The organism is Nonomuraea longispora, assembly GCF_004348345.1.
Taxonomy (GTDB): domain Bacteria; phylum Actinomycetota; class Actinomycetes; order Streptosporangiales; family Streptosporangiaceae; genus Nonomuraea; species Nonomuraea longispora.
In genome coordinates this window covers 1-13665 of sequence record NZ_SMJZ01000231.1, presented here as the reverse complement: position 1 = coordinate 13665, position 13665 = coordinate 1, and the positions used below count along the sequence as shown (strand labels likewise).

Sequence of the window (13665 nt, the reverse complement as noted above, 5' to 3'; positions counted from 1 at the left end):
GCGTGAGCACGTAGACGAGGCCGAACTGGTTGATGTTCCACACGAAGTCGAGTGACGTGATCGCCACGATCACGGGTCTCAGCTGCGGCAGCGTGATGTTCCAGAAGCGCCGCCAGCGGCCCGCGCCGTCCATCTCGCCGGCTTCGTAGAGCTCCTTGGGCACGTTCTGCAGGCCGGCCAGCAGCACGATCGTGGTCTGCGGCATACCTGTCCACACGCCGACCACGATGATCGCGGGCAGCGCGAGCGAGAAGTCGGCCAGCCAGTTGATGTCCGTGCCGAGCAGGTCGTTCAGTATGCCGGCGTCCGGATGGTAGACGAGCTTCCACATCAGGCCGATGACCACGGGCGGCATCGCCCACGGCACCACGGCGAGCACCCTGGCCACGCCCCTGAAGCGCAGGTTCTGGTTGAGCAGCAGGGCCAGGCCGAGCGCGGCCAGGAACTGCAGCACGGTCACGGAGACCGCCCAGATGGCGCCGATCCTGAACGAGGCCCAGAAGTCGTCGTCGGCGAGCAGGTCGGTGAAGTTCTCCAGGCCGACGAAGCTCGTCTCGTGCACCCGCGTGTTGCGGGCGTCGGTGAAGGCCAGGCCGATGCCGTACAGCAGCGGCCCGACGCTGAACAGCAGCACCGGCACCAGCGCGGGCAGCATCAGCAGCCACATCTCGCGCGTCCGGCGCGAGGTGTGGCGGCGCCTGGCGCGCGGCCTGCGCGGCGGCGCCGGTTTCGTCACGGTCGCCGTCACGCGCCGCCCTCCCTTCCTTCAGCACGTTCCGCACTGCCGTGCCCGGCCGCGGCGTCCGGCGGTCCCGCCGTGCTGGCGCGGACCACGAGCCGGGGCGGCACGGTGACCACCCGCGGCTCGCGGTCGCCGCCCTGCAGCCGGTCGAGCAGCAGCTCGGCGGCGGCCTTGCCGCGCTCGGCCGAACCGAGCGAGACGCTGGACAACGCCGGCCACGAGGCCGCGGCCAGGTCGGTGTCGTCCATGCCGACCACCGCCACGTCGCCGGGCACCCGCTTGCCGGCCGCGCGCAGCACGTCGAGCGCGCCGAGCGCGATCAGGTCGTTGGCGCACATCAGCGCGTCCACGTCGGGAACCCTGTCCAGCAGCTCCGCCACCGCGCGGCCCCCTTCCGCGCGGTAGAAGTCGCCGATCCGGACGAGGTCCTCGTCGTAGGGCAGGCCGAGGTCGGTGAGCGCCTCCCGGTACGCGGCGCCGCGGGCGGCTCCCGGCACCGTGTCGAGCGGGCCGTTGACCAGGCCGATCCTGCGGCGGCCGAGCGCGTAGAGGTGGTCGATGGCCAGCCGCACGCCGGTGCGGGAGTCGGCGCGTACGTTGTCGACCCGCGTGCCCTCGGGCACCGAACCGATGATCACGACGGGTGCCCTGGCTGCGGCCAGCATCTCGAGGTGCTGCCCGGTGACCCGCAGCGGGCTCATGATCAGCCCGTCCACGTACCGTTCGCCGAGACTGTGCAGCACGTCGATCTCGTCGGCCACGACGGCGTCGGTGGAGTGCAGCACGAGCCGGTAGCCCGCCGCCTTCAGCACCGGCTGGATCTCGCGCAGCATGGCCAGGTAGGCGGGGTTGCCGACGTCTGCCATGGCGAAGGCCACCTGGTGGGTGCGGCGCGACTTGAGCGACCTCGCCACGGCGTTGCGCACGTAGCCGAGCTCGTCGGCGGCGGCCATCACCTTGCGCACGGTCTCCTGCCTGGTCGGCAGGCCGTTGAGGACCCGCGAGACCGAGGCGATCGAGACGCCGGCGCGCTCGGCGATCGTGTTGATCGTGGGTCCGTCGGCCACGGCTGTCCTTCCCGGTGGCGTTGACGATCGTTTACTGTAAACGTTTACCGCGTGCGCCACATGAAACCCGTACGGCAACCCACCGGTCAAGTCACGATCGCATAACGCCAGGTCGGAGGCGTTTGCCGCAAATCGTGCCCGGCACGGGCGGAGGTCAGTCCCGTGCGGGTTCCGGTTGAGGCGCGAGGACCACTCCCTGGCCGGGCCCGGCGCCGGAGACCTTGAGCAGCGAACGGATCGCGGGCGCGCCCGCGAGCGCCACGACGGCGGCGAGGACCGTCGGGATGACGAGCGCGACCGGCAGGGAGGACGCCTCGGCCACGTAGCCGAGCACGGCGGGCCCCAGCAGGAGCCCGCTGTATCCGAACGCGGTCACCATGGCCAGCGCCCGCCCGACCCGGTCGCCGACCGCCCCGACGGCGCTGAACAGCACCGGCACGACCGTGGCCAGCCCGACCCCGGCCAGGGCCCAGCCGGTCCACGCGCAGGCCACCTGGAGCGGCTGGACGAGCGAGGGCGACAGGAGGATCAGCACATAGCCGGCGGTGGCGAAGAGCCCGGCGAGCTGGATGGTGCGCACGGACCCGAGCCTCGCCCTGATCGGGTCGCCCAGCAGCCGGACGGTCGTCATGGCCACGGAGAACACCGTGTACGCCAGCGGCGCCATGGCAGGATCGGTCGCCAGCACCGTGCTCGCGTGCAACGCGGCCCAGTCGATGGCCGCGCCCTCGCTGAGGTGCCCCGCGAAGGCCGCCAGCCCGAGCACCGCGATCAGCCCCCACCTCAATCCGCCGCCCTTCTGCGCCCCCGGCTGCGGCGAGGCGTTCCCGGGCTGGTCGGGCAGCAACAGCCGCGCCGCGGGCACGTACAGGAAGGGCACGACCAGCGCCGCCACGATCAGCAGCCACTGGGCGTCCAGCCCCGCCTTCAGGACGAGCGAGGTGAGCCCGCCGCCGGCCGCGCCGCCCAGGCTCCAGGTGCCGTGGAAGGCCGAGATGATCGGCCGGCCGTAGCGGCGTTCGACCTCGACGGAGTGGGCGTTCATGGAGACCTCGGTCACGCCCAGCCCGATCCCGAACACGATCGCCAGCGCCACGAGGGCCCCGTACGAGGGCGCCAGGGCGGGGCCGAGCAGGACCAGCGCCGAGAAGGGCCCGGCGAACCAGCACACCCGCCTGCTGGACCACCGGTCCACCAGGGGTCCCGCCACCAGCATCGACGCCAGCGCGCCGCCGGAGATCAGCAGCAGGATGCTGCCCAGCCGGGCGAAGCCGAGGTCGAGCCGGTCGTTCAGGGACGGCAGCCCGGCCGCCCACAGACCCATGACGAAACCGCAGAGGATGAAATATCCGAAAACTCCGGCACGAGCGCGTCTGGCTTCAATGAGGCTTTTGTTCACGGCTAGAGCATAATATGTGTCCGTGAACGGAGCCACGACGAGCGGCGAACTCCGCGCGCACAACCGGGTCCGGCTGCTGCGCGCCGTGCACGACGGCGGGTCAGCCGCCACCCGGTCGCGGCTGACCCGCGAGCTTCGGCTGGCGAGGGGCACGGCGTCGGTCCTGGTGGCCGGGCTGGCCGAGGACGAGCTGCTGCACGAGGAGCCCGCCCCGGAGCACGGGCGGGGCCGGCCGACCCAGGTGCCGGGCCCTCATCCGCGCGGACCGCTGGCGCTCGCGGCGGACGTGCGCGAGGACGCGTGGGAGCTCGCCGCGTGCGAGCTGGGCGGCCGCGTCACCGTCCTGGACGTACGCCCGCACGACGGCACCCCGGAGGGCGCGCTCGTGCCGCTGGGCGAGGCGGTCGCCGCCCACACGTCCAGGCTCGGGCACCGGGTCATCGGCGTCGGCGTCGCCCTGGCGGGGCCGGTGCGGTTCGGCGGCCTGGCGGACATCGCCCACCTCGGGTGGCGCTCGGTGGACGTCCCGGCCCTCCTCGGCCTGCCCCGCCCCGCCCCCGGCGCGGGTGCCGACGGGGTGACGCTCGGGAACGACACCGCGTTCGCCGCACTGGCCGAGGCGCGGCGGGGCCGGTTGCGCGACGTGCGGGTGGGGCTGCACCTGCACGTGGACTTCGACCTGGGCGGCGTGCTGGTCGTCGAGGGGCGTCCGCTGGGCGGCGCGAGCGGCACCGGCGCCGAGTTCGGGCACATGCCGCTGGACGCGAGCCGCCCGATCAGGGACCGGCCCTGCATGTGCGGGGCGACCGGCTGCTGGGGCATGGACGTCGGCGCCAACGCACTGCTGCGCCACGCCGGCCTCGAGTACGGCGGAGGGCGGGGACGCGAGCAGGCCGAGCGTGTGCTGGCCACGAGCGAGGAGGCGGTGGCGGCCTGCGCCGCCGCCCTGGGCCGGGGCATCGCCGCGCTCGTGAACGCCCACGACCCCGAGGTGGTGACCCTGTCGGGCCACGGCCCGGAACTGGCCGAGCGGGCGGGTGAGACGCTGCTGCGGGCCTGCGAGCCGCGCCTCATGGCGATCCGCCGCGATCACCCGCCGAGGATCGAGGGATCGGCGCTGGGCTGGCGCGGAGCGCTGCTGGGCGCCATGGAGTCGGTCTTCGACGTCTTCCTGACCCCCGAGGGGCTCGAAAGGTGGCGGAAAACCATCCTGACCAGGGTACCGACACGCCCGGCAGGCGAAATGTGACGCATTCCACCCCGAAGGGAGATCAGCCGCTATAACGCGCTGCGCACCCGCACAGATTTCCGGCCGGGCACGCCCCCGCAAGCCACCCCGTACGGGCAAACCCCTCCGACCAGGCGGAGCACCATGATCCGGACGGCGGAACACGCGAACCGGATGCCCGTGCCCTGTACGGACGGGACGCCCGTCACCCGCGCGGTCCCCGAATGCGCCGCGGTCTGCGTCACCGTCGCGGACGCGACGTGACCTCCGCGTCTTCGCAGCGTACGGGGGGTGCGGCGGTGTGCTCGCGCCGGGCGGCGCCCCTGCCGCGGCGGCCCCGCGCGGCCGTGCCCCTGACCGGGCGGGATGGGCGGCTCCTGGGGGCACGTCCCCCGGGGCCTGCGGACGGCCGGTCCGCCGGCCGCCGAGGCGGCATTCCGCTCCGGTGGGACTACGGTGAGGGAGAACGCGTGGTCAGCGGCATGGGGGGCGGCGAAGGCATGCTCGCGCGGCGCGTGGCGTGCCACGAAGCGGCCGCGACGGGTGGCGACAGGTTGAGCCGGGCGCTTTCCGCAACACGAACCGCTGGTATCCGCCATGATTAGCCACTGCACCACGGGTAACAGAACCCGAACGTAAACTCCCCGAGGAGAGAACAGAAATGGCACTTCCCACCCTCACCCCCGAGCAGCGTCAAGCGGCTCTGGCCAAGGCGGCCGAGGCGCGTGCGGCTCGCACCGCTCTGCTGGCCAAGGTCAAGGCCGGTGAGCTGACGTTCGCCCAGCTGTTGGAGCGCGAGGACGACATCGCGAAGAAGATCAAGGTCTCCCAGGCGCTGCGCGCCGTCAAGGGCGTCGGTCCGGCCAAGGCCACCGCGCTGATGGAGGAGGCGGGCGTCGACGAGAAGCGCCGTCTCGGCGGCCTGGGCGCCCAGCAGCGTAAGAAGCTGGTCGACGCGCTCGGCTGACGCCCGAGCGGCCAGGTCCGCGCGCAGCGTCGCGCGGACCGGCCAGCCACCCCTCAGCGCGGCCGAGGAGGGGCCGGAGAGCGGAGCCGCCCCCGCTCGCCGGCGGGCCGGGGCCGGGGGTGCGAGCGCAACCGACAACGACATAAAGGTCAGGACCGCAGGTAGGTCAGCACAGCGAGCACCCGGCGATGCTGGTCGCTGTCCTCCGCGTAGAGGCCCAGCTTGCTGAAGATGCTCCTGATGTGCTTCTCCACGGCCCCGTCACTGATCACGAGCTGCCGCCCGATGGCCGGATTCGACTTCCCCTCGGCCATCAGCCCCAGCACCTCGCGCTCCCGCGGCGTGAGCTGTGCCAGCGGATCGTCCTTGCGCCTGCGTACCATCAGCTGTGACACCACCTGCGGATCGAAAACGGTGCCGCCGGCGGCCACCCGCCGCAGGCCCTCGAGGAACTCGTCGACGTCCACGACGCGGTCCTTCAGCAGGTAGCCCACCGCGCCACGGGCGTCGGCCAGCAGGTCGTCGGCGTAGGAGACCTCCACATACTGCGACAGGATGAGCACGGGCGCCCCCGACACCCTGCGCCGGGCCTCCACGGCCGCCCTGAGCCCCTCGTCGGTGAAAGACGGCGGCATGCGCACGTCGACCACCGACACGTCGGGCTTGTGCTCGGCGACCGCCTCGACGAGGCCCGGCCCGTCGCCGACGGCCGCCACCACCTCGCAGCCGAACTCTTCGAGCAGCCTGACCAGGCCCTCTCTGATCAGAACCGCGTCATCGGCCACGACTACGCGCACGGCACCTCCGCTACGATCGCTGTCGGCCCGCCTTCGGGCGAGTGGACCGTCAGCTCCCCGTCGACAGCGCGGAGCCGGTCGGCCAGCCCGGCGAGGCCATGTCCCTTGGCGACGCTCGCGCCGCCGACACCATCATCGCCGATCGTGAGCATCAGACCGTCACCGATGCGGATGAGCTGGACCGTGCAGACGGTGGCACGGCTGTGCTTGGCCACGTTCGTGAGCGCCTCGGCGCAGACGAAGTAGACGGCGTTCTCCACCGAGGCCTGATAGCGCTCGGCCGTCTGCACGTCCAGGTCCACCGGGACCGTGCAGCGCCCGGCCAGGGCGGCGAGCGCGGGCGCGAGCCCGCGGTCCGACAGGATGGGCGGGGCGATGCCGCGCGACAGGGCGCGCAGCTCGTCGAGCGTCTCACGGGTGGCGCCGATCGCCGACCTGAGCGTGGTCTGCGCCGCCTCCGGGTCCTTGGCGATCTGCCGCTGCACCCTGGACAGCTCCATGGCCAGCGAGACCAGCCGCTGCTGCGGGCCGTCGTGGATGTCGCGCTCCAGCTTGCGCAGCGCGTTGGCCTCGGCGGACACGGCGGCGGCGCGGCCTTCGGCCAGGTCGTCGATGCGCTCGTGCAGCTCGGCCACGGTGGTCAGCAGCGCCCGGCCGAGCCCCGCCCGCAGCAACGCGGCCCCGCGCACCATGAACGGCATGAGCAGCGCGAAGAACAGGCCGACGCCGACGTAGAAGACCGCGTTGACGACGTAGCCGTCGCCGAGGCCGAGCAGTTCGGGCAGCTCCATGTTGCCGGGGATCCGCGAGGTGATGATGCCGTACAGCGGCCACGTGAGCCCCGCCAGGGGGATCACCCAGAAGACGACCGTCAGCACGAACGCCACGATGGCGAACGGCAGGCTGATGATGCCGTGCAGCAGATCGAGCCAGGACTGCCCGCTGGTCATCGGGTTGACCAGGCGGCGGAACCAGCCCGCGCCGGGCGGGGCCGGCTTGTAGCGGGGCCGCACCGGCGGGCGCTTGAGCACGTCCGACAACCAGCCGCGCTCGGCGTCGGCGAACCCCCGCGCCATCATCAGCGTGCCGGCCAGGAGCGGCACGCCGAGCCACACGACCAAGGTTCCTACGCTGGCGGAGAACCCGGCGACCATGAGCACGAAACCTATGACGGTCGTCGGGAAGCCGACCAGCGTGTAGCGAGTGTCGAGAAGGACCCGCCTCATCAGGGAGCGCATGGCCTCAACGGTATTTCGTCCCGTCGTTCCGGACGAGCGGGTGCACTGGTGTCCGGGGGTAGGGCCAGCCCTACCGGCGCCGGTGGTGCGATCTTGACCTGGACAGGGTGGACGGCGGCAATGTGCGCGGACGCCCCTGACGGAAGCCTTGAGTCATCCGTCCCCGGGCGAATCGAGGCTCCCCCATGACCGTCCTGCTGGACCGCCCCACGACCACAGCCACGACCACAGCCACGACCACAGGGCCGCGCCGCGCGGCCGGCGTGCGCGCGACGGCGCGGGATCCGTTCATCGACCTCCTGCGCGTGTTCGGCATGGCGCTGATCGTGCTGCAACACTGGACGATCCCCGTGCTGTCGTACGACGGCGTACGGCTGACCACGGGCAACGCGCTGTCCACGCCGGGGGTGTGGGTGGTGACCTGGATCAGCCAGGTGATGCCGCTGGTGTTCTTCGCGGGCGGCGCGGCGAACGCGATCAGCTTCGGGCGGCGCCGCACGAGCGCGCCGCGGTGGCTGGCGGTGCGGCTGCGCCGGCTGGCCTGGCCCCTGCTGCCGCTGGCCGCGGTGTGGATCCCGCTGCCGCACATCCTGCTCACGCTGGGCGTCCCCGCGCAGCCGCTCGATGTGGGCGCGAAGCTGACCGGGCAGCTGCTGTGGTTCCTCGCCGTCTATCTGATCGCCGTCACGGCCACCCCGTACGCGCTGCGCCTGCACGAGAGGTACGGCATGCGGGTCCCCGCCGCGTTGGCGGCCGGCGCGGTGCTCACGGACGTCGTACGTTTCTCCACCGGGCTCGACGCCCTCGGCTATCTGAACATCGTGTTCGTCTGGCTGGCCGTCCACCAGCTCGGCTTCCTCTACGCCGAGGGACGGCTGCGCCACGCGTGGGCGCTGGCGGTGGCGGGCTTCGGGGCGGCGGCGCTGCTGGTGGCGTACGGCCCCTACCCGGGCAGCATGATCGGGCTCCCCGGCGCCGAGATGTCGAACATGGCCCCGCCCACCCTCGCCATGCTGGCCGTCTCCTCGGGGCAGATCGGGCTGGCCGTGCTGCTGCGCCCATGGCTGCTGCGCCTGCGTACGGGCCGGCTGCTGGACTGGGCGGGGCCGCGCATCATGACGGTGTACCTGTGGCACATGCCGGCCCTGTTCGCGGTCACGGGCGTCGTGGTGGTCCTGCTGGGCATCGGCACGCCGGCGCCGGGCAGCGCGTTCTGGTTCGCCGGATGGCCGCTCTGGTTCGGGCTGCTGTCCCTGGTGCTGTGGCCGCTGCTGAAGGGGTTCGCCAGGTTCGAGACGCCGCCCAAGCTGCCGTACGGCGAGGCGGGCTGGGGCACCGTGCTCGGGGCGACCGGGCTGGTCGGCGCGGGGGTGCTGACCCTCACGGTGTGCGGGTTCGCGCCCGGCGGCGGCCCGTTCCTGGCGGTGATCGCCCTGCTCGGCGGGCTGCTGATGACGGCGCCGCGCGCCAGGACGTGAGGGCGGGGAAACACGGGCGCAACGCGCCGGTGCTCAGAATGGGGGCATGACGAAGGTCCGAGCCCTCTCCGATGCCGATCTGCCCGCCGTCGCCGCCATCTACGCGCACTACGTGACGGGCAGCGTGGCCACGTTCGACGAGACGCCGCCGTCGGTGGACGACTGGCGCGCGAAGGCCGCCGGCGTCACGGGGGCCGGGCTGCCGTTCCTGGTGGCCGACGTGGACGGCCGGATCGCCGGCTACGCCTACCTCGCGCAATACCGTCCCAAGCCCGCCTACCGGCACACCGTCGAGGACACCATCTACCTCGCCCCCGGCATGACCGGGCGCGGGCTCGGCCGGCTGCTGCTCGGCGAGCTGATCGACGCGGCGCGCCGGACGCACGCCCGCCGGATCGTGGCGGTGATCGCCGACTCGGGCGACCCGTCGTCGGCGCGGCTGCACGAGGCGTACGGCTTCGCCGATGCAGGCCGGCTGCGGGCCGTGGGCTTCAAGCACGGGCGCTGGATCGACACCGTCCTGTTCCAGCTCGACCTGGAAGTTCGGCCTGATCGGGGCGGAGCCGGTTCGACCATCGGGCAAACTTCGGCAGGATAGAGGGCGTGAGCCTACTCGTTGACCGCCTGCCAGATGACATCGACGCCGATCCCGACGCCATTTTCGACGCGTTCGTCGCCTGGAACGCCGAGCGGGGGCTCACCCTCTATCCCGCCCAGGAGGAGGCCCTCATCGAGGTGGTCTCCGGCAGCAACCTGATCCTGGCCACGCCGACGGGTTCGGGGAAGTCGCTGGTCGCCGCCGGCGCCCACTTCACCGCGCTGACCCGTGACCTCCGCACGTTCTACACCGCGCCCATCAAGGCGCTGGTGTCGGAGAAGTTCTTCGACCTGTGCGCCGTCTTCGGCACCGAGAACGTCGGCATGATGACCGGCGACGCGAGCGTCAACCCCGGCGCGCCCATCATCTGCTGCACGGCCGAGATCCTGGCCAACGTGGCGCTGCGCGACGGGGCCGCGGCCGACGTCGGCCAGGTCGTCATGGACGAGTTCCACTTCTATGCCGAGCCCGACCGCGGATGGGCGTGGCAGGTGCCGCTGCTGGAGCTGCGCAACGTGCAGTTCGTCCTGATGTCGGCCACGCTCGGCGACGTGTCGATGTTCGAGCGCGACCTGACCCGGCGCACCGGGCGGCCCACGTCCGTGGTCAAGCACTCCGAGCGGCCGGTGCCGCTGGTCTACTCCTACCGGATGACCCCGCTGCACGAGACGCTGGAGGAGATGCTCAGCACCGGCCAGGCGCCGGTCTACGTCGTGCACTTCACGCAGGCCGCGGCCATGGAGCGCGCCCAGGCCCTGATGTCGATCAACATGGCGACGAAGGCCGAGAAGGAGGCCATCGCCACGATGATCGGCGGCTTCCGGTTCACCACCCGGTTCGGGCGTGCCCTGTCGCGGCTGGTCCGCCACGGCATCGGCGTGCACCACGCCGGCATGTTGCCGAAATACCGGCGGCTGGTGGAGCGGCTCGCGCAGGCGGGGCTGCTCAAGGTCATCTGCGGCACCGACACGCTGGGCGTCGGCGTCAACGTGCCGATCAGGACGGTGTTGTTCACGGCGCTGTCGAAGTACGACGGCAACAAGGTGCGCCGGCTGCGCGCCCGCGAGTTCCACCAGATCGCCGGGCGGGCGGGCCGTGCGGGCTTCGACACGATCGGCTACGTCGCCTGCCAGGCGCCCGAGCACGACATCGAGAACGCCAAGGCGCTGGCCAAGATCGGCGACGATCCGAAGCGGCGGCGGGGCTACGCCCGCAAGAAGCCGCCCGAGGGCTTCGTGGGCTGGAGCGAGGACACGTTCGTCAAGCTCCAGGAGGCCGAGCCCGAGCCGCTCAACTCGCGTTTCAAGGTCAGCAACGCCATGCTCCTCGCCGTGATCAACCGGCCGGGCGACTGCTTCCAGGCGATGAAGCACCTGCTGACCGACAACCACGAGGACCGCAAGTGGCAGCGGCGGCACATCAGCCAGGCCATCGCGATCTACCGCTCGCTGCTGGCCGGCGGCATCGTCGAGCAGTTCGCCGAGCCCGACGAGCAGGGCAGGCGGGCCCGGCTGACGATCGAGCTGCAGGAGGACTTCGCGCTCAACCAGGCGCTGTCGACGTTCGCGCTGGCCGCGTTCGACCTGCTCGACCGCGAGTCTCCGTCCTACGCGCTCGACGTGGTGTCGATCGTGGAGTCGATTCTCGACGACCCCCGCCAGATCCTGTCCGCCCAGCTGAAGAAGGCGAGGGGCGAGGCCGTCGCGCAGATGAAGGCCGACGGCATCGAATACGAAGAGCGGATGGAGCAGCTGGCCGAGGTCATGTATCCGATGCCGCTGGACGACCTGCTGCTCGGCGCGTACGAAACCTACCGGCGCGGCCATCCGTGGGTGGGCGACTACACGGTCAGCCCGAAATCCGTGGTGCGCGACATGTACGAGCGGGCCATGACGTTCGCCGAGTACATCCAGTTCTACGAGCTGGCCCGGTCCGAGGGCACGGTGCTGCGCTACCTGGCCGACGCCTACCGCACCCTGTCGCGCACGGTGCCCGAGCACCTCAAGACCGACGACCTGGTCGACCTGATCGAGTGGCTCGGCGAGCTGGTCCGCCAGGTCGACTCGTCGCTGATCGACGAATGGGAGAAGCTGACCAACCCGGCCGCGGTGCTGGAGCAGCAGAACCAGCTCGAAGCCACGGTGCGCCCGGTCACCGCCAACCCGCGGGCGTTCAGGGTGCTGGTACGCAACGCCATGTTCCGGCTGGTCGAGCTCTCCGCCATCGAGAAGGAGGACGAGCTGGAGGAGCTCGCCCCCGACGTCGACTGGGGCGCGGCGCTGGACGCCTACTACGACGATCACGAGGAGATCCTCACCGACGCCGGCGCCCGGGGGCCCGCGCTGCTGCGCATCGAGGAGGAGAGCGGGTTGTGGAAGGTCAGGCAGACGATCAGGGATCCGGCCGGCGACGGTGACTGGGGCATCGACGCCCAGGTCGACCTGGCCGCATCCGATGAGGAGGGCCGGGCGGTGCTCCACGTGATCGGGCTCAACCGGCTCTGATCCCCGTCGAGTCGCCGGCCGTCCCCTGCGCGGCGGGCCGCTGGAGGCCGGCGTCGCCAGAGCCGGGCGCCCGTCACCCAGCGGCATCGCTCGGGGGCCGGCTCGGTGGGCGCGTGAGCGAGCCCGAGCGGCGTGCCGCTGGATCTTCCGGCTCTGACGAGGACCCGCGCCGATGCCGCCGTGATCCGGTCTCGCACCGGCGTGGGGGCCGGCCGGTCTCAGAAAAGCGACAAGCCCTGTGCCGGAACGGACTGGCAAGGGCGCCCCGGCACAGGCCTGTCGATTAAGTGTCCGGTCCGGAGCGTCGAGGTCGTGTCATCACCATGTCCCAAGATCGAGACATTTCGTGACATGCGCGGTTACAGCGAGTCAGGAGGCCGCGCTTCGATCATAGGACAAAATGGGTCAGGTGAACGACCAAGACCTCCGGCGCGTCCTCGGGCTGCTCGCCCAGGACGACACGTTGCGCGCCTTCGCTGCCCTGGTGCTCGGGCTCCCCGGCGACCTGTCCCCCAAGACGCTGCACAAGCTGGCCACCGGCGGCCTGGCCGCCCGCGACGACGACGGCAAATGGCAGGCCACGCCCGAGCGCTTCCGCGAACTCCTGCGCGCCCACGCCGCACCGGCGGAGGAGCTCGACCCGGAGGAGCGGGTGCTACGGACGTTCCTGGTGGACGGGCGGCTGACGACCACGGCGATGCGCCGGGACAAACGGCTCGTCGTGCTCCGGTACATCGTACGAGTGTTCGATCCGGGGGTGCGCTATCCGGAGAAGGACGTCAACGTGGCCCTGCGCGCCTTCCACGACGACCACGCGGCGCTGCGCCGCTACCTGGTGGACGAGGGGCTGCTGTCCAGGGAGGGCAACGTCTACTGGCGCAGCGGCGGCCCGGTCGACGTCTGAGCGGGCCCCCGGTCCCTCACCCGGGCGCGATAGTCACGGGGCGGCATCCCGTACTCCTTGCTGAAGGTCCTGCTGAAGTGGAACGGGCTGACGAAGCCGCACGCCTCCGCCACCTGGCCGACGTCCAGGTCGGTCACCTCCAGCAGGCTCGCGGCGTGGACGGCCCGCGCCCGGCGTACCACCCTCATGGGCGTCTGACCGGTCGCCTCGGCGAACAGGTGGGCGAAGCGGGAGGGCGAGAGCGCGACGGCGCGGGCCAGCGAGGCCACCGAGTGCGGGGCGCCGGGCTCGGCCTCGATGATCGCCAGGGCCCGGCGTACGCGCGCGTCGCCTTCCTCGCCGGTACGCGTCCCTTCGGGGCGGGCGGACGCGGTGGCCAGCACCAGCACCTCCTCGACGGCACCCAGCACCAGTTCCCGCGCCGGCCCGCCCACGGCAAGCGCCGGAACCCACACCTCGCCCGGCGCCCCAGCCGGTGCGGCATCCCGCGTCATGCCCCGCCCCGGGGCAGGGGCTTCGGCCAGGGACGGGGGTGTGAGTCCGGGTGCCCAGCGGGCGTCCTGGAGCGCCCGCTGGAACGCCTGCCCGATGCGCCCGTGCACGGACGGCGGCACCCCGGCGACCCGATGGCAGCCGTCGCCCTCCGCGTACGGCGCCAGCCACGCCGCCCAGCCTGGCCGCGGCTGGAAGTGCACCCACCAGAACCGCCACCGTCGCGCTCCCGTTCGTACCCGGTAGTGCTG

General features: G+C 72.0%; 12 protein-coding genes. 6 read left to right on the top strand and 6 right to left on the bottom strand.

From position 1 onward, the window contains the following. The 3 genes from E1267_RS38015 to E1267_RS38005 form a co-directional block, all read right to left on the bottom strand. A partial coding sequence (locus E1267_RS38015) for a carbohydrate ABC transporter permease (RefSeq protein WP_220449874.1) occupies positions 1-748 on the bottom strand: 748 nt, incomplete at its 3' end. Beyond that, on the bottom strand, positions 745-1809 hold the full coding sequence (locus E1267_RS38010; RefSeq protein ID WP_132340201.1) for a LacI family DNA-binding transcriptional regulator: 1065 nt from the start codon (positions 1807-1809) through the stop codon (positions 745-747). The genes E1267_RS38015 and E1267_RS38010, both read right to left, overlap by 4 nt. Before the next feature lie 154 nt (positions 1810-1963). After that, positions 1964-3208, bottom strand: coding sequence for an MFS transporter (locus tag E1267_RS38005; protein ID WP_281283742.1), 1245 nt, complete (start codon positions 3206-3208; stop codon positions 1964-1966). Positions 3209-3230: 22 nt separating this feature from the next. Here E1267_RS38005 and E1267_RS38000 point away from each other — a divergent pair, with 22 nt between their 5' ends. Together E1267_RS38000 and mihF are read left to right on the top strand one after the other, a co-directional pair. After that, entirely contained in the window at positions 3231-4457 is a 1227-nt protein-coding gene (locus tag E1267_RS38000) for an ROK family protein (RefSeq protein WP_220449873.1), read from the top strand. A 640-nt stretch (positions 4458-5097) separates the two neighbouring features. Next, complete coding sequence (mihF, locus tag E1267_RS37995) at positions 5098-5403, top strand: integration host factor, actinobacterial type (RefSeq protein ID WP_132340195.1); 306 nt, start codon at positions 5098-5100, stop codon at positions 5401-5403. Positions 5404-5552: 149 nt separating this feature from the next. Here the strand turns inward: mihF and E1267_RS37990 are convergent, their stop codons facing one another. Both E1267_RS37990 and E1267_RS37985 read right to left on the bottom strand, forming a co-directional pair. Continuing rightward, a complete protein-coding gene (locus E1267_RS37990; RefSeq protein ID WP_132340193.1) occupies positions 5553-6200 on the bottom strand; it encodes a response regulator in 648 nt (215 codons plus the stop codon). Continuing rightward, complete coding sequence (locus E1267_RS37985) at positions 6191-7438, bottom strand: sensor histidine kinase (RefSeq protein ID WP_132340191.1); 1248 nt, start codon at positions 7436-7438, stop codon at positions 6191-6193. Before E1267_RS37985 ends, E1267_RS37990 begins: the two co-directional genes overlap by 10 nt. 185 nt (positions 7439-7623) lie before the next feature. Here E1267_RS37985 and E1267_RS37980 point away from each other — a divergent pair, with 185 nt between their 5' ends. The 4 genes from E1267_RS37980 (at position 7624) to E1267_RS37965 (ending at position 12922) form a co-directional block, all read left to right on the top strand. Continuing rightward, positions 7624-8916: an acyltransferase family protein gene (locus E1267_RS37980; protein WP_132340189.1), complete on the top strand. Its 1293-nt coding sequence runs from the start codon at positions 7624-7626 to the stop codon at positions 8914-8916. A gap of 46 nt (positions 8917-8962) precedes the next feature. Continuing rightward, positions 8963-9514, top strand: a complete 552-nt coding sequence (locus tag E1267_RS37975; protein WP_132340187.1) for a GNAT family N-acetyltransferase — start codon at positions 8963-8965, stop codon at positions 9512-9514. Then, positions 9511-12018, top strand: coding sequence for a DEAD/DEAH box helicase (locus E1267_RS37970; protein ID WP_132340185.1), 2508 nt, complete (start codon positions 9511-9513; stop codon positions 12016-12018). Before E1267_RS37975 ends, E1267_RS37970 begins: the two co-directional genes overlap by 4 nt. A 400-nt stretch (positions 12019-12418) precedes the next feature. Further along, positions 12419-12922: a DUF2087 domain-containing protein gene (locus E1267_RS37965; protein WP_132340183.1), complete on the top strand. Its 504-nt coding sequence runs from the start codon at positions 12419-12421 to the stop codon at positions 12920-12922. Here E1267_RS37965 and E1267_RS47485 read toward each other — a convergent pair. Beyond that, positions 12889-13665, bottom strand: a 777-nt coding sequence (locus E1267_RS47485) for an AraC family transcriptional regulator (protein WP_132340181.1), incomplete at its 5' end; no start/stop codon positions are given. The two genes, E1267_RS37965 and E1267_RS47485, sit on opposite strands and share 34 nt — an antisense overlap.

Coding starts and splice junctions, on each gene's coding strand:
- mihF (WP_132340195.1), top strand. CDS start 5,098: ATGGCACTTCCCACCCTCACCCCCGAGCAGCGTCAAGCGGCTCTGGCC.
- E1267_RS37985 (WP_132340191.1), bottom strand. CDS start 7,438: ATGCGCTCCCTGATGAGGCGGGTCCTTCTCGACACTCGCTACACGCTG.
- E1267_RS37980 (WP_132340189.1), top strand. CDS start 7,624: ATGACCGTCCTGCTGGACCGCCCCACGACCACAGCCACGACCACAGCC.
- E1267_RS37975 (WP_132340187.1), top strand. CDS start 8,963: ATGACGAAGGTCCGAGCCCTCTCCGATGCCGATCTGCCCGCCGTCGCC.
- E1267_RS37965 (WP_132340183.1), top strand. CDS start 12,419: ATGGGTCAGGTGAACGACCAAGACCTCCGGCGCGTCCTCGGGCTGCTC.